At 61.4% G+C, this 21,745-nt stretch carries 15 protein-coding genes; 6 read left to right on the plus strand and 9 right to left on the minus strand.

The genetic code is table 11. The features are described 5' to 3' along the window. A complete protein-coding gene (locus ACM6IM_RS11410) occupies nt 1-579 on the plus strand; it encodes a PilZ domain-containing protein (RefSeq protein WP_192301814.1) in 579 nt (192 codons plus the stop codon). A 14-nt stretch (nt 580-593) separates the two neighbouring features. Further along, on the plus strand, nt 594-1,316 hold the full coding sequence (locus ACM6IM_RS11415; RefSeq protein WP_192301815.1) for a glycerophosphodiester phosphodiesterase: 723 nt from the start codon (nt 594-596) through the stop codon (nt 1,314-1,316). A 42-nt stretch (nt 1,317-1,358) separates the two neighbouring features. Here the strand turns inward: ACM6IM_RS11415 and sthA are convergent, their stop codons facing one another. Together sthA and ACM6IM_RS11425 are read right to left on the minus strand one after the other, a co-directional pair. After that, nucleotides 1,359-2,753 (minus strand): Si-specific NAD(P)(+) transhydrogenase, encoded by a 1,395-nt coding sequence (gene sthA / locus ACM6IM_RS11420; protein WP_085723066.1) that lies wholly within the window; start codon nt 2,751-2,753, stop codon nt 1,359-1,361. A 207-nt stretch (nt 2,754-2,960) separates the two neighbouring features. Then, entirely contained in the window at nt 2,961-3,905 is a 945-nt protein-coding gene (locus tag ACM6IM_RS11425) for an FAD:protein FMN transferase (protein WP_414865174.1), read from the minus strand. Between the two features lie 323 nt (nt 3,906-4,228). Between ACM6IM_RS11425 and ACM6IM_RS11430 the strand changes: the two genes are divergently transcribed. Further along, complete coding sequence (locus tag ACM6IM_RS11430) at nt 4,229-5,527, plus strand: MFS transporter (protein WP_192301817.1); 1,299 nt, start codon at nt 4,229-4,231, stop codon at nt 5,525-5,527. A 156-nt stretch (nt 5,528-5,683) separates the two neighbouring features. Here the strand turns inward: ACM6IM_RS11430 and ACM6IM_RS11435 are convergent, their stop codons facing one another. The 6 genes from ACM6IM_RS11435 to ACM6IM_RS11460 form a co-directional block, all read right to left on the minus strand. Next, complete coding sequence (locus ACM6IM_RS11435) at nt 5,684-7,123, minus strand: efflux transporter outer membrane subunit (RefSeq protein ID WP_414865175.1); 1,440 nt, start codon at nt 7,121-7,123, stop codon at nt 5,684-5,686. A gap of 9 nt (nt 7,124-7,132) precedes the next feature. Beyond that, entirely contained in the window at nt 7,133-9,283 is a 2,151-nt protein-coding gene (locus tag ACM6IM_RS11440) for a glycosyltransferase family 2 protein (protein ID WP_414865176.1), read from the minus strand. A gap of 1 nt (nt 9,284) precedes the next feature. After that, nucleotides 9,285-10,529 carry a hypothetical protein gene (locus ACM6IM_RS11445; RefSeq protein ID WP_414865177.1) on the minus strand — a complete coding sequence of 415 codons (1,245 nt, stop codon included), beginning with the start codon at nt 10,527-10,529 and terminating at the stop codon, nt 9,285-9,287. Continuing rightward, the gene (locus ACM6IM_RS11450; RefSeq protein ID WP_192301821.1) at nt 10,526-11,731 is read right to left on the minus strand and encodes an HlyD family efflux transporter periplasmic adaptor subunit; all 1,206 of its coding nucleotides are present in this window, start codon (nt 11,729-11,731) and stop codon (nt 10,526-10,528) included. Before ACM6IM_RS11450 ends, ACM6IM_RS11445 begins: the two co-directional genes overlap by 4 nt. A 595-nt stretch (nt 11,732-12,326) precedes the next feature. Then, on the minus strand, nt 12,327-13,790 hold the full coding sequence (locus ACM6IM_RS11455; protein ID WP_192301822.1) for a glyceraldehyde-3-phosphate dehydrogenase: 1,464 nt from the start codon (nt 13,788-13,790) through the stop codon (nt 12,327-12,329). A gap of 20 nt (nt 13,791-13,810) precedes the next feature. Continuing rightward, on the minus strand, nt 13,811-14,017 hold the full coding sequence (locus tag ACM6IM_RS11460) for a hypothetical protein (protein WP_414865178.1): 207 nt from the start codon (nt 14,015-14,017) through the stop codon (nt 13,811-13,813). 136 nt (nt 14,018-14,153) lie between these two features. Here ACM6IM_RS11460 and mfd point away from each other — a divergent pair, with 136 nt between their 5' ends. The 3 genes from mfd to ACM6IM_RS11475 are packed head-to-tail and all read left to right on the plus strand — an operon-like array spanning nt 14,154 to nt 20,884. Next, nucleotides 14,154-17,603 (plus strand): transcription-repair coupling factor, encoded by a 3,450-nt coding sequence (gene mfd / locus ACM6IM_RS11465; RefSeq protein ID WP_414865179.1) that lies wholly within the window; start codon nt 14,154-14,156, stop codon nt 17,601-17,603. A 10-nt stretch (nt 17,604-17,613) separates the two neighbouring features. Then, nucleotides 17,614-18,180, plus strand: coding sequence for a CsiV family protein (locus ACM6IM_RS11470; RefSeq protein ID WP_192301825.1), 567 nt, complete (start codon nt 17,614-17,616; stop codon nt 18,178-18,180). A 10-nt stretch (nt 18,181-18,190) separates the two neighbouring features. After that, on the plus strand, nt 18,191-20,884 hold the full coding sequence (locus ACM6IM_RS11475) for an SNF2-related protein (RefSeq protein WP_414865180.1): 2,694 nt from the start codon (nt 18,191-18,193) through the stop codon (nt 20,882-20,884). Nucleotides 20,885-21,002: 118 nt separating this feature from the next. Here the strand turns inward: ACM6IM_RS11475 and ACM6IM_RS11480 are convergent, their stop codons facing one another. Then, the gene (locus ACM6IM_RS11480; protein WP_414865181.1) at nt 21,003-21,740 is read right to left on the minus strand and encodes an S-methyl-5'-thioinosine phosphorylase; all 738 of its coding nucleotides are present in this window, start codon (nt 21,738-21,740) and stop codon (nt 21,003-21,005) included. Nucleotides 21,741-21,745: the final 5 nt, after the last annotated feature.

Consider the following 21,745-nt stretch of genomic DNA (forward strand, 5'->3'; position numbering starts at 1 on the left):
ATGTCGACATTAGATGAAGAAGATCGCCGCGAATACTACCGTATCGAGGACACGATCGCACTGGAAATTCGGCCCCTGTCCGCTCCCGAAGCCGCAGGCCAGGAAGTGTTGCAGGATGCTTCCCCACTCTTCAACGTGCTCAGCGAACTGCACCTGAGCGAATTCGAGTCGCAGCACCTGTTGCGCCAGATCAGCGAGCGCGATCGCAACCTCGCGGCGTTCCTCAAAGTCCAGAACAAACGCATCGATCTGCTCAGCCAGGTGATCGCCCTCACCGTGCTGGGCCAGATCGGCGAGCCACAGCCGGTGATCATCTCCGAGGGCGGCATCGACTTCCAGCACCCGACGCCGATTGCCACCGGCGCGCACCTGTCGATAAAACTGGTGCTGATGCCGCAGGCCCTCGGGTTGTTGCTGCGCGCTCGCGTGACCCATTGCGACCCCAAGGGCGACGGTTTCGACATCGGCACCGAGTTCGAGCGTCCGACCGACGCCCAGCGCCAGTTGCTCGCCCGCTACATTTTGCAGAAGCAGGCCCAGGAACGACGTCTGGCCCGCGAACAAGAATCAGGCATTTAACGTAAGGAAGAACCGTGACCCTCATCTACGGCCATCGCGGCGCCAAGGGCGAAGCACCGGAAAACACCCTGACCAGCTTTCAGGAATGCCTCAAGCACGGCGTGCGCCGCTGCGAACTGGACCTGCATCTGTCCATGGACAACGAGCTGATGGTCATCCACGACCCGACGCTCAAACGCACCACCGACCGGCGCGGCAAGGTGGTCGAGCACAGCGCCGCCGAGCTGGTGACCTACGACGCGCGCAAGGGCGGCCCGGGCTGGATCAAGCCGTGCCCGATCCCGACGCTGGAGGAATTGTTCGAGAAATGCGCCTTCGATCACTGGCAGCTGGAGGTCAAGAGCGCTTCACGTACCCGCGCCGCGACCACGGTGCTGGCGATTCGCGAGATGGCCCAGCGTTTCAACCTGCTCGACAAGGTGACGATCACCTCGAGCTCGCGGGAAGTGCTGAAAGCCGCACTGGACCTGGTGCCGGACGTATCGCGTGGGCTGGTGGCCGAGTACGCCTGGCTCGACCCGTTGAAGGTGGCGGCCAGCTATGGCTGTGAATACCTGGCGTTGAACTGGACCCTGTGTACGCCGGAACGCCTGCAAAAGGCGCAGCGTCAGGGGCTGCATGTGTCGGTGTGGACAGTCAACGAACCTGCGCTGATGCGCAGGCTCGCCGACTTCGGCGTTGACAGCCTGATTACAGACTTTCCCGGTTTGGCCACTGCCACGCTCGGGAATTGCTGAAATCGGTCTCCCCGGCCGGCTCAGGCCACCGGCCGGAGCCGCTCAAAAAAGCCGGTTGAGGCCGTCGTAAGCGGCGACCCGATAGGCTTCGGCCATGGTCGGGTAGTTGAACGTCGTGTTGACGAAGTACTTCAGCGTGTTCAGTTCGCCCGGCTGGTTCATGATCGCCTGGCCGATGTGCACGATCTCCGACGCCTGATATCCGAAGCAGTGCACGCCCAGCACTTCCAGGGTTTCGCGATGGAACAGGATCTTCAGCATGCCTTGCGGCTCGCCGGCGATCTGCGCACGCGCCATGCCCTTGAAGAACGCCTTGCCCACTTCGTACGGCACCTTGGCCTGGGTCAGTTCCTGCTCGTTCTTGCCGATCGAGCTGATCTCCGGAATGGTGTAGATGCCGGTCGGCACGTCGTTGACGAAACGCCAGCTGCCGTTCTCGACGATGCTGCCAGCAGCCGAACGGCCCTGGTCGTGGGCGGCACTGGCCAGGCTCGGCCAGCCGATCACGTCACCGGCACCGTAGATGTTCGGCACACAGGTGCGGTAGGCCTCGTCGACTTCGATCTGGCCACGGCTGTTGACCTTGACGCCGATGTTCTCCAGCCCCAGCTGATCGGTGTTACCGGTACGGCCGTTGCACCAGAGCAAGGCATCGGCCTTGATCTTCTTGCCGGACTTCAGGTGCAGGATCACGCCGTTGTCCACGCCTTCGACACGGTCGTAGTCTTCATTGTGACGAACCGTGATGTTGTTGTTGCTGAAGTGATAGCTCAGCGCCTGGGAAATTTCCGAGTCGAGGAAGCTCAGCAACTGTCCACGGTTGTCCACCAACTCCACCAGCACGCCCAGGCCGCTGAAGATCGACGCGTATTCGCAACCGATCACGCCGGCACCGTAAACGATGAGTTTGCGCGGGGTGTGGCCGAGGCTGAGGATGGTGTCGCTATCGTAGATACGCGGGTGATGGAAATCGATGTCCGCCGGGCGATAAGGACGCGATCCGGTGGCGATGATGATGTGCTTGGCCACCAGTTTTTCCACCACGCCGTTGGCGCAGACCACTTCGATGGTCTGCTCGTCGGCGAAGCTGCCGGTGCCGAAGAACACGTCGACGCGGTTGCGGGCGTAGTAGCCGGTGCGGGAAGCGACCTGTTTGGAAATGACTTTCTCGGCGCTTTTCAGCACGTCCGGGAAAGAGAACCAGCGCGGCTCGCCAATCGCCCGGAACATCGGGTTGGTGTTGAACTGCATGATCTGCCGGACCGAGTGACGCAGTGCCTTGGACGGGATGGTGCCCAAGTGGGTGCAGTTGCCGCCGACCTGGCGACGGCTGTCGACCATGGCCACCTTGCGCCCTGCCTTGGCGGCGTTCATTGCCGCGCCTTCTCCCGCCGGGCCGGAACCCAGTACCACCACGTCGTAGTTGTAGACAGCCATGCGTACTCCTCAGAACAGGCCGCGGCGCCCTCGGCACCTGCGGCTAAATCACGCCGGTCGGCGGCGTGAAGGAACAATTTGGGGCCAGTGCAGAACCCGGACACAGTCTATAGAAGCGTCATCGCCGCGCACATTAACCCTTGGTCGCGTCGTAGGCTAGTTTTGCCTGCACTACAACGCCAGTCTTCAATACGCCAATCACCCTCATCACTCGGTTTTCCCGCCACTGAGGCGATCAAAAGCGTGACTGGTGCGTGTGACGAAACCTGTATCGGCACGAATCACAAAAAATGCGCCGATATCGTGTTTTTCCGCGTAATCCCAGCCACGTTCCGGGCCGAGAATCAGCAACAGCGTCGACAGGCCATCGGCCAATAAGGCAGAAGGATTAATCACCGTGACTGCCGCGAGGGTATGTGAGACCGGTGTGCCGGTGCGGGCATCGAAGGTGTGGGAATAACGCCGACCGTCCTGCTCGAAATAGTTACGGTAGTCACCGGACGTCGAGACGCCAAAACCATCGACGGCAATGATCCGCTGCGCCACCTGCTGATCGTCCCGAGGCTCCTCCAGAGCGACATGCCAGGGTGAGCCATCGAGTTTCCTGCCCGAGGCCTTGAGCTCGCCCGTGGCTTCGGCGAGGTAGTTGCGGATGCCCATGGCTTCGAGCCTGGCAGCGATACGGTCCACCGCGTACCCCGCCGCGATGCTGTTGAAGTCGACTTCGACGGCCGCATCCTTGCACAGCTGGTCGCCTTCGATGCGCAAGTGCTGATAACCCACTCGCTGTCGTACGTCCGCCAGCGCCTGGGCGGACGGAACATTGTCCCCTCGCGCCTGGGGACCAAAGCCCCAGAGATTGAGCAATGGCTCGACCGTCAGATCGAAGGAGCCTTCGCTCTGTTCCGACAGTTGCCGACCGACACGCACCAATTCCAGGACCGGCGCGGGCATGCTCTGACAGCGATGGGCAGGCAGATCGTTGAAACGCTCGATGTCTGAATCGCTGCGGTAGGTCGACATCTGCCGATCCACCTGCGCAAGAATTTTTTCGACCTCGGCCTGGACCTCCGCCGGCTTGGGAAGATTGGCATGGCGCAGGTACTTGATCGAATACGTACTGCCCATGGTCGGGCCACCGAAAACCTCCATGGAATCACCGTTACCGCAGCCTGACAGCGCGCCAAGCAGTAAAAAGACAATGCCCTTGCACCCTTTCAACAATTCCTGCGCTCCCCACGTCGATGCCTGACACACACCCAGGCCGGGCATTATGCGACAAGACCGATCACCGCGCCTTGATCCGACAAACAACTGAAACGCTTAAGCAGCAAGCTAACTAGTTGTTGCCTAACGATCTACATACACATATTGTTACAACTCTGCTCGCCGAGGGAATTTGCCTCTGGGGTGATGGCGAGGATGCGTCTAATCCATGGACTTCCGACCAGACAGCCAAAAGTGAGTGTGTACCCATGTCCTCGAATACGGGCAAAGGCAAAGCGATTTTTCGCGTTGTCAGCGGCAATTTTCTCGAGATGTTCGACTTTATGGTCTATGGCTTCTACGCCACGGCCATTGCCAAGACCTTCTTCCCTGCCGACAGCGCTTTCGCCTCCCTGATGTTATCGCTGGCGACCTTTGGCGCCGGTTTCCTGATGCGTCCCTTGGGCGCGATTTTCCTCGGTGCCTACATCGACCGTCATGGTCGCCGGCAAGGGTTGATCATTACCCTGGCGATGATGGCGGCCGGCACCGTGCTGATTGCCTGTGTGCCGGGATACGCCACGCTGGGCGTCGCCGCGCCGCTGATCGTGCTGTTTGGCCGATTGCTGCAGGGCTTTTCCGCCGGCGTGGAACTGGGGGGTGTGTCGGTGTACCTCGCCGAGATTTCCACCCCCGGCCGCAAAGGCTTCTTTGTCAGTTGGCAGTCCGCCAGCCAGCAGGCCGCCGTGGTCTTCGCCGGGCTGCTCGGGGTCGCGCTGAACCATTGGCTCAGCCCGCAAGAGATGGGTGAATGGGGCTGGCGCGTGCCGTTCCTGATCGGCTGCATGATCGTGCCGGTGATCTTCGTGATTCGCCGTTCCCTGGAGGAAACGCCGGAATTCCAGGCGCGGAAACATCGCCCTACCCTGCGGGAAATCATCCGTTCGATCGGTCAGAACTTCGGCATTGTCATCGCCGGCATGGCCCTGGTCGTGATGACCACGGTGTCGTTCTACCTGATCACCGCCTACACGCCGACCTTTGGCAAGGCGGAACTGCACCTGTCGGACATGGACGCCTTGCTGGTGACCGTGTGCATCGGCCTGTCGAACTTCTTCTGGCTGCCGGTGATGGGTGCCGTGTCCGACAAGGTCGGACGTAAACCCCTGCTGCTGGCGGCGACCCTTCTGGCGATCCTCACCGCCTATCCGGCCCTGTCGTGGCTGGTGGCGAACCCGAGCTTCAGCCATTTGCTGATTGTCGAATTGTGGCTGTCCTTCCTGTATGGCTCGTACAACGGCGCCATGGTCGTGGCGCTGACGGAAATCATGCCAGTGGAAGTGCGGACAACCGGTTTCTCTTTGGCCTACAGCCTGGCGACCGCGACGTTCGGCGGCTTCACGCCGGCGGCCTGCACTTACCTGATCCATGTGCTAGACAACAAGGCCGCGCCGGGGATCTGGCTCAGTGGCGCGGCAGTGCTGGGATTGATTGCGACGCTGGTGCTGTTCCGGGGCAACCGCCATCAACTGCGCACAGCGCAGGCGGCAGTCGTCGGCGGCGCCTGATCGATCACGCAACCTCTGGGAGCGAGCCTGCTCGCGATGGCGCCGTCCGAATCAACGTCCGAGCCCCCTGACACGCGGCAATCGCGAGCAAGCCCCTTCCCACAGCCAAGAGTGGGAGTGGGCGTGCCCGCGAAGAGGCCTCACACACAGCGAAACTCAGCGTTCGGCCACTTTCAATGAACCACTCCACCCGCCACCCAACGCCTTGTACAACGTCACCTGATTGATCTCCCGCGCCAACTCCAGTTGCGCCCATTTCTGCTGCGCATCAAACAGCGAACGTTGCGCATCCATGGTGGAAAAATAGCTGTCCAGGCCCGCTTCGAACCGCAAGCGCGACTGGCGATAGGCTTCCTGATAATCCCCCACCAGTTTCTTCTGATACTCCACCTGGGTCAGCATCTCCTGCCGGGCATTCAAGGCATCCGCCGCCTCGCGAAAAGCGTTCTGCACGGTCGCTTCATACGCCGCCGCCTGCCCGTCGAACCGCGCATGGCTGGCATCCACCTGCGCCCGCCGCGCACCGCCGTCGATCAAGGGCAACGTCCCCGCCAACGCCACCGACCAGAACTCCGCCGGGCCACTGAGCAAACGGGAGAAATCACCGGTCAGGCTACCCAGCGCCGAGGTCAGGGAAAACGTCGGAAAGTAAGCGGTACGCGCAGCGCCGATATCGGCGTTGGCTGCCCGCAACTGCGCCTCAGCGGACATGATGTCCGGACGACGCTCCACCAGCGACGATGGCAATCCGGCCGGCACATCGAGCGTGGCCAATTGGGCACCGAGCGCACCGGTCGGCAGCAGATCGGCCGGCACCGGCTGCCCCACCAGCACACGCAAGGCATTGCGGTTCTGCGCCACCTGCATGCGATAGGTGTTGACCTGCACCGCCGCCGTATTGGTTTGCGCATCGGCCTGGTGAACGTCGATTCGCGCGCTGGAGCCGAGGTTGAAACTCTTGCGCAGCAGTTGCCCGTAACGGTACTGGGACTCGAAGGTGTTCTGCGCCAGGTCAAGCAAATGCTGATTGGCCTTGAGACTCAGCCAGGTGCTGGCCACTTCACCGATCAGCGCCAGCCGCGCCGTCTGATAGTCCGCCTCGGACGCCTCGAAGCGCGCCCCGGCGGCATTGCGCTGACTACGGATACGGCCAAACAGATCCAGTTCGTAGGACGTGAACCCGCCGGTTGCCTGAAACGTATTGGCGATACTGCCCGCACTGTCGCCGCCGTTCGGCGTCCGTACCAGCGCTGGCAATTTGCTGCGACCGGCGTAGGTGTCGATGCCAATCGTAGGAAAAAGGCCGGAGCGCGCGCTGTCGTACCCGGCCCGGGCCTCTTCGACGCTGGCGGCGAACTGCCGCAGACTGCGGTTGTTGACCAGTGCCATATCGATCAACCGGCGCAGGCGCTCATCGACCACAAAGCCGCGCCAGTCCTTGTCGAACGCCTGCTTGCCGGCACAACACTGCCCCGCTGTATCCGCGGGCCATTGCTGGTCGATCGGCGCCTCGGGTTTCTCGTAGGTCGGCTCCAGCGAACAGCCGCCGAGCAGCAGCAAAGACATGAAAAAGGAAGTCGATAAGCAACGATTCATGGCGCGCACCTAAAAGCGTTGGCCGAGCAAAGCTCGCAAGGGAGAAAGCAGTACGGACCACAGACCTGAGCGCTCGACACCCAGGTGCGGCAGAGCCTGTTTATGCGCTCGCACACTGACGGGTCGCCATCGGCGCTGGGGCACGTAGGACAATGCCTTGATGCGTGCAGGCAAACGCGGGGCCGTGCGTTTCTCACCCAGCAACGAACGTCGCAGCAAGGTGCCGAACGCCAGCGCCGGCTCGGCCTTGCTGACCACGTTGATCGTCGCGTCACTGAACAGCCGCGCGATCAGGCGCCGCCGCAAGGCTTCATCGAGCTCGGCAAACCTCAGGCCCAACCGGTCCGAACCGTGGTTGCGCATGACTTCGACCTCGAGCCAGCCCAGCTTGTCGATCCACATCTCGCCACACAGACCCGGCTTGATCGACGAGGCGAAGGCGCAACTGAACGATGCCCCGCTGAGGGAAATGTCCACCAGACGACCGGGAAGGACCTTGCCGCCAAAACGCAAGCCGGTGGCTTTGTCGAACGGAAAGCGCTCTTCGCCATGCAACCGCGGGCGATCGACACAGGCCACCAGCGTCGCGAGGTTGTAGATCAGCGCCACCACCGTCCAGAACAGGTTGAACACCATGTTGCCGTCGAACGCTGCAGCCGTACTGATGGCGATGTAGGCGCCGATCTGGGAGAACAGTGTCAGCGCGAAAAAGAACCCGAACAACTTCCAGTGAACCATGGTTTTCGTCCGGTCCAACCCCTTGGCAGTGACTTTGAAGGGACGTCCGAAAGGCCGGATCAACGCGCTGGCAAGGGTTGCGGTGACGGCCAGCGACGCAACGATCTGTGTGACTTCAGTGAAAATCGGCAAGGTGCGCCGGTCCGTGACCCACGTCCCATAACCCCAGAATGCGATCAGCGCCGGCATGCCGAACGCGAGGAAGTCCACCGGATTGGCGTAAAAACCGGCAATGCCGAAATACCAATACAACACCGGCGACACCAGCATCATCAAAATGAACGGTTTGGAAAACCAGTGCATCAGCCCGTGGATGTAGTGCAGGCGGTCATTGAACGTGTAACCGCCGCCGCGCAAGGGGCCGTCCTTGAGCAGCGCCACCTGAAGGGTGCCCAGGCACCAACGCCCGCGCTGGTTGATGTATTCGGTCAGGCCCTCGGCCGATAGGCCAATCGACAAGCGCTCGTTCAGCCAGCGTGTGACGTAGCCTTTTTGCAGCAGCCGATAGGTGGTGTAGATGTCTTCGCAGACAGAGCCTGTAGGAAAACCGCCGATTTCGTTGATCAAATCCCGCCGCACCACGAAGGATGTACCGACGCAAAATGCCGCATCCCAGCCGTCCTTTGCCGGTTGAAACACGTCGAAGAACACCCGTTGCTCATCCACCCAGCAAGCCGATGTCCCCAGGTTGTGCTGGATCGGATCGGGGTTGTAGTAAAACTGCGGCGTCTGCACCAGGCCGACTTTGGGATCGTCGAACAGGCCCAGTGTGCGCATCAGGATCGGCTGCTGCGGCGCAAAGTCGGCGTCGAGCACGAGGATGTACGGCGCATTGCTGCCCGCCGCCGACTGACGCAATCCGTTGTTCAGGTTACCCGCCTTGGCGTGGGCATTGTCCGGGCGCCGCGCATATTGCACACCGACCTCGGCACAGTAATCGCGCAGCCAGTCGCGACGCGTATCGTCGAGCACCCAGATGGTGAAGTTGGGATAGTCGATGGCCTGGGCCGCGATGATGGTCTTTTCGAGGATCTCCAGGCCTTCGTTGTAAGTAGCGATAAACACGTCTACCGCCGGTACGTCAGCCCCCTGGGCACGCAGGCGTCGCTCGCCCGCATCGGCCTGCTTGCTGTGATCGGAACGGCAGAGCATGACGACAATGGAAAACAGCGTGTAGCCGATCGCCAACATTTCGAAAAACAGGAAGGCATAGGCCCAGACCGTGGCAAACCCGGAGTGATCGTCAGGCAACGTCTCGCGAATGCGCCACGCCGCATAGTTGACCAGCAACAACGCGGTAACGGCGCCAAAACCGGCACGCGCAGCCCATTGATCCCGGTGCGTCAGGCAGGTGAACAGCACCACCACCGCCAGCGTCCAGAAGTTGATTTGCAGCAGTTGCATCGAGTCCAGTGCCTGCATGTCAGTCAGCCTCCATCGAACCGGTAAAGGGATTGACGCCCGTGGCCGCAATTGCCGCCCACGCCGTGGCGCCCAAGTGAGGCAAGTGGTAATAGAAAAAATCGTTGGTGATGGAGTCCGGGCCAATGGCCAGGCCTGTGCTGATGCGCGGTGCCGGTGTCGCGAACAGCCAGCCTTCGCTCGCTTGCTGGTCGAGCAACACGCCCCACAGCGGTCGCGCCTTGTCACTCAGGCCGTTCAATTGCGCCACCGCAGCCGCCTGCGCGGTGCCTTCGGTCCATAGACCGTCAGGGTCGCGGTTGAAGCCGTAACCGTCACCGGCGCGGTGCGCGCGATCGATAAACGAGAAGACTCGGCGCCAGTCCTTGGGGGGATCCTGCAGGGCAATCAGCGGCCAGATCTGGGCGTCCAGCCCTGAACGCACGCGATCGGAGGTCTGGCCATCCGCCCCGGTGCCGATCAGGAACCGCCCTTCCCCGGCATCCCACTGGCTGGACACGAATTGCCGGGCGATTCGCGCCTGTTGTGCTGACCCCGCATCAGGCGCCACCGCATCGAGCGCCGACCACGCCGCGGCCAGATCGACGTTATGCTCCGTGGACTTCCAGCTCTGCTGCACCTGCTGGGAGAAATACCCGTAATAGCCGCCGCTGAAGCCGGCGGGCGATTGGTCGTCGTAGGTGTGCTTCTGCGACCAGTGCAGGACTTTTCTGGTTGCCTCAAGGTAAGACGCCTCGCCGCTCTGGCGAAAAGCCTCCAGCAAGGCCAATGCCGCCCACGCCTGATTGCCGGTGGCGCTGCTGACCTGGTACGCGTCCTGGTTCCAGGCGTTCCGCTCGACGCTCCAGTAGCCCGGCAGTTTCATCGACGGCAGCCCCACCGGCCCTGCCGCGTAGGCGTTGCGCAAGCGACCGTCCTGATACTCGGGATCGTGCTGCGTGGCGAACACCAATGCGTCGGCGATCCGCCGCGCCGATTCGGCTTTGCCACAGGCAAACAATGCAATGCTGGCCAACGCGTTGTCGTACGTGAACGCCACGCCGCGCAACGCCAGGATCGGTGCAGGTTGACCGTTCAATGCCGGATAACTGGGCAACAGCACCGGCCCCGCCGGTTGCGATGTCACCGCCTGATCCAGTGCCGCGCACGTCATCGCCATCAGTTGCGGCCTGGCTTGCGCAGCCAATGCAGGAAAGGCGCCACCGATCAGCATCACGCCAGCGGCCACTCGCAAGATACCCTTCATGGTCGCGACACCTCGGCGCTGGCCCACAAGCCCGGATTGCAGGTCATGGCGCGCTGGCTCTGCGTCAGGTCCGTGGCGAACGTCCCGACCACGTACACCGAGTTCTGCTCGGCATACGGAAACGGCACGCTGTAGGTGTTGGCGCGAATGTCCGAAGTGCTGGACAGCAACTGCACCACACTGGCCTTGAGCGGTTCGGCGAGGCCGCGGATTTTCACGGTCAGCACACTGTCGCGGTCGATCTTGCTGGCCATCCGCTCCGGGAACACCGCGATCACATAGCTCTGCGCGCAATCGGTGGCGCGCAGCAAGGTCGACCCCGCCTGCACCAGCGTACCCTGCGGTGCCAACAACTCCTGCACGGTGCCGGGGGAATAGGCGACGACGTCATACCCGGACATCATGTTGACCCGGTTCTGTTCGGTTTCGATCAGTTGGTTGAGGTGGTCGAGCTCCTGTTGATAGGTCGCACGATTGCGCGCCTGATTGTCCAGGCTCAGCTTCAACGTGGTCATCTGCGCACTCAGGTCGAACATGCGCATTTGATCGGGATCCAGGTACACCTGCTGGTTGGCCGCACTGACATCACCGTCATTGATCCGCAATTGCGAACGCACCGACTCCGCCGCGCCTTGCAGCGATGCCAACTGGGCTTTGGACGAAGCGACCACCGCGCCACTCACCGCCCCCTGCACGAACAACTCGAGATTGCGTTCGACGGTTTCCCGGGCATCCATCAACCGTGCGCTGGCGGCGCTGTTTTCCGCTTTGAGTGCCCGCTGGATGAACAGTTGCCGAGTATGAAACGCGGTCTGGTATTGCTGACTGGTTTTCTCCAGTGCCTCGTAATACTGCTGATCATGTTCGGCCTGGCTGGCCGACGACGACAATTGTTGCTCCAGGGTCAGTCGACGGGTTTGCAGCGTCAGCAGGGTTTCCTGGTTCGCTCGCGGGTTCTGCACCACGGCGATCTTCTGCCCTTGAACGAAGGTCGCGCCAGGTTTGACCTCCAGTGTACTGACCACCCCGTCAATGGGCGTTGTCAGCAAAATCACCGGGGCATTCAAAATGGCCCGTGTGGCGGAAGCCGACACCAGAGGCATCAATAATGTCGACAACAACAGCCAGACGATAAACCCCAGGACGCCCAACCCCACCAGGCGCGGCAACAGTGATAACAGCCTTGAGCGTTCTTGCGCCATGTTCGACTCTCCCGATAAACCAACCGCGTAAAGCCAGGCAATAACAGGCCGTGACCGAAAGACACTTTTGGCAGGGTGAACAAAGCAAAATAACGCGCAGAGGCGGCAACTAAGCCGACACCAGTGATCTGAATTATTGTGATGTGAGCAGGAATGGGATTCCCGTCTTTTTGGAGAGTTGCTGTAACAGCGTTGCGAGCCCAAGGCAGAGCGGGCGGTGTTATTGGCGACACTAGTTTCAGGACTTTGACGTGTCAAGCGGATGTATCAAGCAATTAAATGGCGCCAAATATATAACGCAGCGTTGATTGGATCCACTTCAGTCATTGATTCGACATACATCGGCAACTGTTTATTTTAAATGGAAGTTTTTATTTTTTCAGACACCCTGAACTTTTTATTGGAATCGAGACAATGCTTAATAATTAATCGAACATATTAAAACGATATAAGTCCGAGGGTTTTGATTGCGCCATTGGGCGGGTCCGCGGCACAACCTGCTTCCGGGATCACTGGGCAGCTTGAACGAGAAAAATCGCCACCAACAAAAACGCCCCGACCGAAGTCGGGGCGTTCCTGGTGTGCAGCTAGGCGCTTAGCGTGGGAATGCAGGCGGGTTTACACCGGCCATGTCTTCCATCACGCGCACCACCTGGCAGCTGTAACCGAATTCGTTGTCGTACCAGACGTACAGTACAACGCGGTTATCCTGGGTGATGGTCGCCTCAGCATCCACTACGCCTGCGTGGCGCGAGCCAACGAAGTCGGTGGAAACCACTTCCTGGGAGCTGACGTAGTCGATCTGCTTGTGCAGGTCCGAGTGCATGGCCATCTGGCGCAGGTACTCGTTGATTTCGTCGCGAGTGGTGGCCTTTTCCAGGTTCAGGTTCAGGATGGCCATCGACACGTTCGGCGTAGGAACACGAATCGCGTTACCGGTCAGCTTGCCCTTGAGCACTGGCAGCGCCTTGGCGGCGGCGGTGGCGGCACCGGTTTCGGTGATGACCATGTTCAGCGGCGCGGCGCGGCCACGACGGCTGCCCTTGTGGAAGTTGTCGATCAGGTTCTGGTCGTTGGTGAACGAGTGAACGGTTTCGACGTGGCCGTTGACGATGCCGTACTTGTCGTTCACCGCCTTGAGCACCGGCACGATGGCGTTGGTGGTGCAGGAAGCCGCCGAGATGATCTTGTCGTCCGGGGTGATGTCGCCATGGTTGATGCCATGCACGATGTTCTTCAGCGCGCCCTTGCCAGGTGCAGTGAGGATCACGCGGGCAGCGCCCGGGCAGGCCAGGTGCTGACCCAGGCCGTCGGCGTCACGCCATACACCGGTGTTGTCGACGATCAGCGCGTTTTCGATGCCGTACTGGGTGTAGTCGACTTCGGTCGGGCTCTTGGCGTAGATCACCTGGATCAGGTTGCCGTTGGCGGTGATGGTGTTGTTGGCTTCATCAATGGTGATGGTGCCATCGAACGGGCCATGAACCGAGTCGCGGCGCAGCAGGCTGGCACGCTTGACCAGGTCATTCTCGGCACCCTTGCGGACCACGATGGCGCGCAGGCGCAGGCCGTCGCCACCACCGGTTTTCTCGATCAGGATGCGCGCCAGCAGACGGCCGATACGGCCGAAGCCGTAGAGGACAACGTCGGTGCCTTTGCGTGCGGAGGCGTTCTGCTGGCCAACCACGTCGGCCAGTTCTTCACGGACGAACTGCTCGGCCGTACGGCCATTGCCTTCGGCCTTGAACTTGGACGCCAGCTTGCCCAGGTCGACCGAAGCGGCGCCGAGCTTGAGCTCGCTCATCGCCTTGATCAGCGGGAATGTTTCGTGGACGGACAGTTCGGTGTCGTCGGACTGACGGTGACGAGCAAAGCGGTGAGCCTTGAGAATCGCGATCACCGAACGGTTGATCAGGCTGCGGCCATAGATCGAGCTCACCACGTTGTTATTGCGGTAGAGCTGACCGATAAGCGGAATCATCGCTTCTGCGAGTGCTTCACGGTCGATCCATTCACCAAGACACTGGTCGGGCTTCTGAGTCACGGGAACCTTCCACATGTAGGGGCAGAAAAAAGGGGCTACATTATGCCGCCGAGAGACCCGCGTAGCAATGCGCGCCTGTCGTGCGATCCGTAACAAATTTCCGACAGAAAAATATCAGTGCCGCCGAAGCCCAGTAAAACCGGGCCTTTCAGCGGGGTCAATTTTTTGAAGACATCGCTGTCTTGTCCGTAACCCTCCGTAACACTCGCTTGTTTTGCCACTACATAATCGGTGTTATTCATCAAAAAACCGGCGTTTTTTGTCTTTACCACTACATTTCGCCAAACCTGCGTAATAGACACAGTCAGCAACTGACAGGCGGCATCCGGGCCCGCTACAATTACCGACTTTGTCGCAACGCTTGGAGCTCAACCTTCCGTGCCCGTTCTGCGTCTACCGCATCTCCCTGCCGCCGCAGGTAAACAGCATTGGGGCAACCTGCCCGGTGCCGCCCTCAGCCTGGCCATTGCCGAGGCTGCCAGCGCCGCCAGGCGCTTTACCCTGCTGCTGACCGCCGACAGCCAAAGTGCCGAACGGCTGGAGCAGGAGCTGGGTTTCTTCGCCCCGGATTTGCCCGTGCTGCATTTCCCGGACTGGGAAACCCTGCCCTACGATCTGTTTTCACCCCACCAGGACATCATTTCCCAGCGCATCGCCGCCCTTTACCGGCTGCCTGAACTGAGCCATGGCGTGCTGGTGGTGCCGATCACTACCGCCCTGCATCGTCTGGCGCCGACCACCTTCCTGCTGGGCAGCAGCCTGGTACTGGACGTTGGCCAGAAGCTCGATGTCGAGCAGATGCGCACCCGCCTCGAAGCCACCGGCTACCGCTATGTCGATACCGTGTACGAACATGGCGAGTTCACGGTGCGCGGCTCGTTGATCGACCTGTTTCCGATGGGCAGCAAATTGCCTTATCGGATTGACCTGTTCGATGACGAAATCGAGACCTTGCGCACCTTCGACCCGGAAAACCAGCGTTCCATCGACAAGGTCGATTCGGTCAAGCTGCTGCCGGCGAAGGAGTTCCCGCTGCAAAAAGAAGCCGTGACCCGTTTCAAGGCGCGGTTTCGCGAGCGCTTCGATGTCGACTTCCGGCGCTGCCCGATCTTCCAGGACTTGAGCAGCGGGATTACCCCGGCCGGCATCGAGTACTACCTGCCGCTGTTTTTCGAGGAAACCTCGACCCTGTTCGATTACCTGCCCCAGGACACGCAAGTGTTTTCCCTGCCGGGCATCGAGCAGGCCGCGGAAAACTTCTGGAACGACGTGCGCAACCGCTATGAGGAACGTCGCGTCGATCCATCCCGTCCTTTATTGCCACCGGCCGAGTTGTTCCTGCCGGTGGAGGACTGCTTCGCGCGCCTGAAGAACTGGCCACGGGTAGTGGCCAGCCAGCAGGACGTGGAAAGCGGCGCCGGTCGCGAACGCTTCCCGGCACGGGAACTGCCAAACCTGGCGATCGAAGCCAAGGCCACCCAACCGCTGGCGGCACTGGCCGGGTTCCTCGATGAATTCCCCGGTCGCGTGCTGTTTACCGCCGAATCCGCGGGCCGTCGAGAAGTGCTGCTGGAACTGCTGGAACGCCTGAAGCTGCGACCCAAAACCGTCGACAGCTGGCCGGACTTCGTGGCGGGCAAGGAGCGCCTGGCCATTACCATTGCGCCGCTCGACGAAGGCCTGGTGCTCGAGGATCCGGCCCTGGCCTTGGTCGCCGAGAGCCCGCTGTTCGGCCAGCGCGTGATGCAGCGCCGGCGCCGCGAAAAACGCGCCGACGCCAACAACGACGCGGTGATCAAGAACCTCACCGAATTGCGCGAAGGCGCGCCGGTGGTGCATATCGATCACGGGGTCGGCCGCTACCTGGGCCTGGCAACCCTGGAGATCGACAACCAGGCTGCTGAATTCCTCGCCCTGGAATACGCCGAGGGCGCCAAGCTTTACGTGCCGGTGGCCAACCTGCACCTGATCGCGCGCTACACCGGCAGCGACGATGCCCTGGCCCCGTTGCACCGCCTCGGCTCCGAGACCTGGCAGAAAGCCAAGCGCAAGGCCGCCGAACAGGTGCGCGATGTGGCGGCGGAACTGCTCGACATCTATGCGCGCCGTGCGGCCCGCGAAGGGTATGCCTTCGCCGACCCGAAAGCCGACTACGCCACGTTCAGCGCCGGCTTCCCCTTCGAGGAGACCCCCGACCAGCAGGTCACCATCGAGGCCGTGCGTGAAGACATGCTCGCACCCAAGCCAATGGATCGCCTCGTCTGCGGCGACGTGGGCTTCGGCAAGACCGAAGTGGCGATGCGTGCGGCCTTTATCGCCGTGCACAGTGGCAAGCAAGTGGCGATCCTGGTGCCGACCACCCTGCTCGCCCAGCAACACTACAACAGCTTCCGCGACCGCTTCGCCGACTGGCCGGTGACCGTGGAGGTGATGAGCCGCTTCAAGTCGACCAAGGAAGTGAACGCGGCGGTCGCGGACCTGGCCGAAGGCAGGATCGACATTGTCATCGGCACCCACAAGCTGCTGCAGGACGACGTGAAGATCAAGAACCTGGGCCTGGTGATCATCGACGAAGAGCACCGCTTCGGTGTGCGCCAGAAAGAACAGCTCAAGGCCCTGCGCAGCGAGGTCGACATCCTCACCCTCACCGCCACGCCAATTCCGCGCACGCTGAACATGGCCGTATCGGGCATGCGTGACCTGTCGATCATTGCCACCCCACCGGCCCGGCGCCTGTCGGTGCGCACCTTCGTCATGGAGCAGAACAAGAGCACGGTCAAGGAGGCCCTGCTGCGCGAGCTGCTGCGTGGCGGTCAGGTCTACTACCTGCACAACGACGTGAAGACCATCGAGAAGTGTGCCGCCGACCTCGCCGAACTGGTGCCGGAAGCGCGGATCGGCATCGGCCACGGGCAGATGCGCGAGCGCGAGCTCGAACAGGTGATGAGCGACTTCTACCACAAGCGCTTCAACGTGCTGATCGCCTCGACCATCATCGAGACCGGCATCGACGTGCCGAGCGCCAACACCATCATCATCGAGCGCGCCGACAAATTCGGCCTGGCGCAGTTACACCAGTTGCGCGGACGGGTCGGCCGCAGCCACCACCAGGCGTATGCCTACCTGCTGACACCGCCGCGCCAGCAAATCACCCCGGACGCGGAAAAACGCCTGGAAGCGATTGCCAACACCCAGGACCTCGGCGCGGGCTTCGTGCTTGCCACCAACGACCTGGAAATCCGCGGTGCTGGCGAGTTGCTGGGCGACGGCCAAAGCGGACAGATTCAGGCCGTTGGTTTCACCCTGTACATGGAGATGCTCGAACGCGCGGTGAAGTCGATTCGCAAGGGCGAACAACCCAACCTCGATCAACCGCTGGGCGGTGGTCCCGAAGTCAATCTGCGCGTGCCCGCGTTGATTCCGGAGGACTACCTGCCTGACGTGCATGCGCGGCTGATCCTGTACAAGCGCATTGCTTCGGCCACCGATGAAGATGGCCTCAAGGACCTGCAAGTGGAAATGATCGACCGTTTCGGCCTGTTGCCGGAACCGACCAAGAACCTGATGCGCATCACCGCGTTGAAGTTGCAGGCCGAAGGGCTGGGCATCAAGAAAATCGACGGAGGCCCGCAAGGTGGCCGCATCGAGTTCGCGGCGCAGACGCCGGTCGATCCGCTGACCCTGATCAAGCTGATCCAGGGCCAGCCCAAACGCTATAAATTCGAAGGCGCCACGATGTTTAAATTCATGGTTCCGATGGAGCGCCCGGAAGAGCGCTTTAATACTGTAGAGGCGCTGCTTGAGTGCCTCATTCCGAAAACTGCTTGAAGGACGCCGCATGCGCCTGTTTCGCTCACTGACTTTGCTGCTGACCCTGGCCGCTCCGATGGCGAATGCCGATGACCTGTATCAGGTTGAAATGATTCTGGTGCGGCAGAACGCCGTGCCGGCCATTGTCAGCCGCGCAGCCCCCGAAGATTGGGATGCCGGAGCGCAGCGCATCAGCCCCGACAGCCTGCGCACGCCAAGCCTGAATGGCGAGGTTGAAAAGCTCACCGCCAGCAACGAGTACACCGTGTTGCTGCACAAGGCCTGGCAACAGACCCTTGGCGAGGAAGCGTCCAGGGTGGCGATCAGCGACGGCAAGGAACAGTTCGGCCAGTTCCCGATCGAGGGCACGTTGAGCATCAAGCAGGGGCGCTTCACCGACGTCGGCGCCGATTTCTGGGTCAACCAGTTCGACGCCGATGGCCTGGTCACCGCCAGTGAGCGCCTGAACACGGACAGCCACACCAAAAACGGACAACTGAACTTCCTCGATGCCGGGCACCTGGGCCTGCTGATCAAAATCACCTCCCTGACCGCGCCTGCGCCTCGGCCAGCCCCCGAAGAAATCCCGGACTGATTGTGCCCCTATGTCCGCGCCCCTGAGCAAACCCCTGGCACCCTCCTGGGTCAGCCGATTCAAGGAACAGAGCCTGGAGCGCGGCCGGCGATACGCGCTGGAAAATCGCGTCAGGATCATTGAGGCCGGTGATGCCACCATCACTGCCGTTTGCGAAGGTTCGGGCGGTAACGTTTACCGTCAGACCATCCACCTGCGCGAGTCGGCCAAAGCCACTCTGCTGATGGTCGATGCCACGTGCACCTGCCCGGTACGCAATAACTGCAAGCATTGCGCAGCGGTATTGCTCAAGGTGCAGGAAACCCTCGCCTACCCCGCCGCCGCGCAAGACGCCGAACTGCTGGAGAAACTCCAGGCAGTCCTGGAAAACCGCAGCCCGAAGGCGCCACCCCAGGTGCTGGTGGACAACGTGCAACCCGTTCCACGCCTGTGGCTGGCAAGCATCGAATTCAGCGCCTTCGAACCGCGCAACGGCAGGATGCAGCGCTACATCCAGCATCGTGCAGCGCTGTCCTTCAGCTACCTGGATGAATACGTCAGCGGGCAGAAAAACGCCGACGTGTTGATTCGCCAGGAAACCCAGACCTTACGGATAAAACGCCATCCGGAAGTCGAACAGGCCTACAGGGAGCAACTGCGAATCCTCGGCTTCAAAGTTGCCACCCGCCAAAGCAAGGCGCTGCCGGAAAGTGCCGGCGAACTGTATGAGATGGTCAACGACAGCGCCTGGCTGACGTTCACCCTCAATGAACTGCCGAAACTGCGCACCCAGGGTTGGGAGCTGCAGATAGACGAAGACTTCGGTTTCGACCTGACCGCGGTGGACGACTGGTACGCCACGGTCGAACAGACACCGGAGCGCGACTGGTTTGACCTGGAACTGGGAATCATCGTCAACGGCGAACGGCTGAGCCTGCTGCCGATCCTGCTGAACCTGATGCGTTCCCACACCGAAATCCTCAACCCGGAGCGCCTGGCCCGTCGACGCGATGACGAGCTGATTCTGGTGAACATTCCCCATCGCCCGAACTCCGAGCACGGCCCGCTGCAAGTCGCCCTGCCGTTCGGTCGCCTGAAGCCGGTGCTGGCGACCCTCGGTGAGTTCTACCTGCAGGAACCCGGTGAAACCACATTACGCTTGAGCAAGGCCGACGCCACACGCCTGAACCCGCTGGAGGACCTGCCGCTGCTGTGGGAAGGTGGCGAGCAGATCCGCACCTTTGCCCAGCGCCTGCGCGACGTTCGCGACTACAGCGCAACCGCCCCCGAAGGCTTGAACGCGACCTTGCGTCCCTACCAGCTGGAAGGCTTGAGCTGGATGCAGTCGCTGCGCCAACTGGAGGTCGGCGGCATACTTGCCGACGACATGGGCCTGGGCAAAACCCTGCAAACCCTGGCGCATGTGCTCAGCGAGAAAAACGCCGGACGCCTCGATCGGCCCTGCATGGTGGTGATGCCCACCAGCCTGATTCCCAACTGGCTCGACGAAGCGGCGCACTTCACGCCGCAGCTCAAGGTCCTGGCGCTGTACGGCGCCAGTCGCAAGAAGCATTTCGAGCACCTGGCCGATTACGACTTGATCCTCACCACCTACGCCCTGCTGCCCAAGGATGTCGAGCGCCTGGCCGCGCAGCCCCTGCATTTGCTGGTACTGGACGAAGCGCAGTACATCAAGAACCCGAACAGCAAGGCCGCTCACGCCGCACGAGAACTGAACGCACGCCAGCGCCTGTGCCTGAGCGGCACGCCACTGGAAAACCACCTGGGCGAGCTGTGGTCGCTGTTTCACTTCCTGTTGCCCGGCTGGCTCGGCGACGTCAAAAGCTTTAACCGCGATTACCGCGTACCCATTGAAAAACGCACCAGTGAAGTCCGACTCCAGCACCTGAACGGTCGGATCAAACCGTTCCTGCTGCGCAGGACCAAAGAGCAGGTCGCGACGGAATTGCCGCCCAAGACCGAAATCATCCACTGGGTCGAACTCAACGAAGCCCAGCGCGATGTGTACGAAACCATGCGCCTGGCGATGGACAGGAAAGTGCGCGACGAAATCACCCGCAAAGGTGTCGCGCGCAGCCAGATCATCATCCTCGAGGCCCTGCTGAAGCTGCGCCAGGTGTGTTGCGACCTGCGCCTGGTCAATGACGCCGCCCTGCCCGCGCGCGGCAGCACCTCGGGCAAGCTCGACAGCCTGATGGAAATGCTCGAGGAGTTGTTCGAGGAAGGCCGGCGGATCCTGCTGTTTTCGCAATTCACATCGATGCTGGCGTTGATCGAAGCCGAGCTGGTGAAACGCGGCATTGACTACGCACTACTGACGGGCCAGACCCGTGACCGCCGCTCCCCGGTAAAAGATTTCCAGAGCGGCAAGCGTCAGATCTTTCTGATCAGCCTGAAGGCCGGTGGTGTTGGCTTGAACCTGACCGAAGCGGACACGGTGATTCACTATGACCCTTGGTGGAACCCCGCGACGGAGAACCAGGCAACCGACCGCGCCTACCGGATTGGCCAGGAGAAACCGGTGTTCGTCTACAAGATGATTGCCCGCGGCACGGTCGAAGAGAAAATCCAGCACCTGCAAAAGGAAAAATCCGATCTCGCAGCGGGCGTGCTGGATGGGCGCAAGGCCGGGGACTGGAAGTTGCAGAGCGATGATATCGAGGCGCTGTTTGCGCCGTTACCGGACAAGCTGGAGAAACGCTGAGATTTGAGTGCTCTTCATCGCGAGCGGGCTCGCTCCCACCAGTGATCGCTGGCGCAACATCGATCCTGAGTGGGAGCGAGCCTGCTCGCGATGATCGCCACTCGGTATCAAGCCCGACTCACCCTTTGAGCACCCGCGCCAACGTCGACTTCACCTTGCCCATCCCGTCATGCAGCGCCTGCTCGATTTCGGCCATGGTGATCACCGCCGTCGATTTGCCCGCCGCCGGGTTCACCACCAGCGCCAGGCAGGCATAATCCAGTTCCAGCTCACGGGCCAATGCCGTTTCGGGCATGCCGGTCATGCCGACGATGTCGCAACCGTCGCGCTCCAGCCTGGCGATTTCAGCAACGGTTTCCAGGCGCGGCCCCTGGGTGCAGGCATAAACGCCTTGACTGCTGTAACCGACCCCCTCGGCCGCCAGTGCCGCGATCAGCTGCTGACGCAAGGGCTCGCTGTACGGGTAACTGAAATCGATGTGCGTGACCTGTTCCAGGTCATCAGCAAAATAGGTGTGCTGGCGACCGCTGGTGTAGTCGATCAACTGATGCGGCACGCAGAAATGACCGGTCCCCATTGCCGCGTGTATTCCACCGACTGCGTTGACGGCCAGAATGGCTTCGGCACCGGCCTGCTTCAGCGCCCAGAGATTGGCGCGGTAGTTGACCTGATGCGGGGGGAAACGGTGAGGATGACCGTGACGGGCGAGGAACAGCACTTCCTTGCCCGCGTACTCACCGATCTGCACCTCGGCCGACGGCGCACCGTAGGGCGTATCGACCGCCAGGGACTGGCGAATGCTCAGGCCTTCCAGTTGAGTCAGACCGGTGCCACCGATAATCGCGTAAACCGTCATAACGT

This window comes from Pseudomonas sp. IT-P12 (assembly GCF_949767465.1).
Classification (GTDB): Bacteria; Pseudomonadota; Gammaproteobacteria; order Pseudomonadales; family Pseudomonadaceae; genus Aquipseudomonas.

What these genes read in the sequence shown, in the direction of transcription:
- ACM6IM_RS11410 (WP_192301814.1), top strand. Translation starts at nt 1, where the DNA reads ATGTCGACATTAGATGAAGAAGATCGCCGCGAATACTACCGTATCGAG.
- sthA (WP_085723066.1), bottom strand. Translation starts at nt 2,753, where the DNA reads ATGGCTGTCTACAACTACGACGTGGTGGTACTGGGTTCCGGCCCGGCG.
- ACM6IM_RS11425 (WP_414865174.1), bottom strand. Translation starts at nt 3,905, where the DNA reads ATGGAGGTTTTCGGTGGCCCGACCATGGGCAGTACGTATTCGATCAAG.
- ACM6IM_RS11430 (WP_192301817.1), top strand. Translation starts at nt 4,229, where the DNA reads ATGTCCTCGAATACGGGCAAAGGCAAAGCGATTTTTCGCGTTGTCAGC.
- ACM6IM_RS11435 (WP_414865175.1), bottom strand. Translation starts at nt 7,123, where the DNA reads ATGAATCGTTGCTTATCGACTTCCTTTTTCATGTCTTTGCTGCTGCTC.
- ACM6IM_RS11440 (WP_414865176.1), bottom strand. Translation starts at nt 9,283, where the DNA reads ATGCAGGCACTGGACTCGATGCAACTGCTGCAAATCAACTTCTGGACG.
- ACM6IM_RS11445 (WP_414865177.1), bottom strand. Translation starts at nt 10,529, where the DNA reads ATGAAGGGTATCTTGCGAGTGGCCGCTGGCGTGATGCTGATCGGTGGC.
- ACM6IM_RS11450 (WP_192301821.1), bottom strand. Translation starts at nt 11,731, where the DNA reads ATGGCGCAAGAACGCTCAAGGCTGTTATCACTGTTGCCGCGCCTGGTG.
- ACM6IM_RS11455 (WP_192301822.1), bottom strand. Translation starts at nt 13,790, where the DNA reads ATGTGGAAGGTTCCCGTGACTCAGAAGCCCGACCAGTGTCTTGGTGAA.
- ACM6IM_RS11460 (WP_414865178.1), bottom strand. Translation starts at nt 14,017, where the DNA reads ATGAATAACACCGATTATGTAGTGGCAAAACAAGCGAGTGTTACGGAG.
- ACM6IM_RS11470 (WP_192301825.1), top strand. Translation starts at nt 17,614, where the DNA reads ATGCGCCTGTTTCGCTCACTGACTTTGCTGCTGACCCTGGCCGCTCCG.
- ACM6IM_RS11475 (WP_414865180.1), top strand. Translation starts at nt 18,191, where the DNA reads ATGTCCGCGCCCCTGAGCAAACCCCTGGCACCCTCCTGGGTCAGCCGA.
- ACM6IM_RS11480 (WP_414865181.1), bottom strand. Translation starts at nt 21,740, where the DNA reads ATGACGGTTTACGCGATTATCGGTGGCACCGGTCTGACTCAACTGGAA.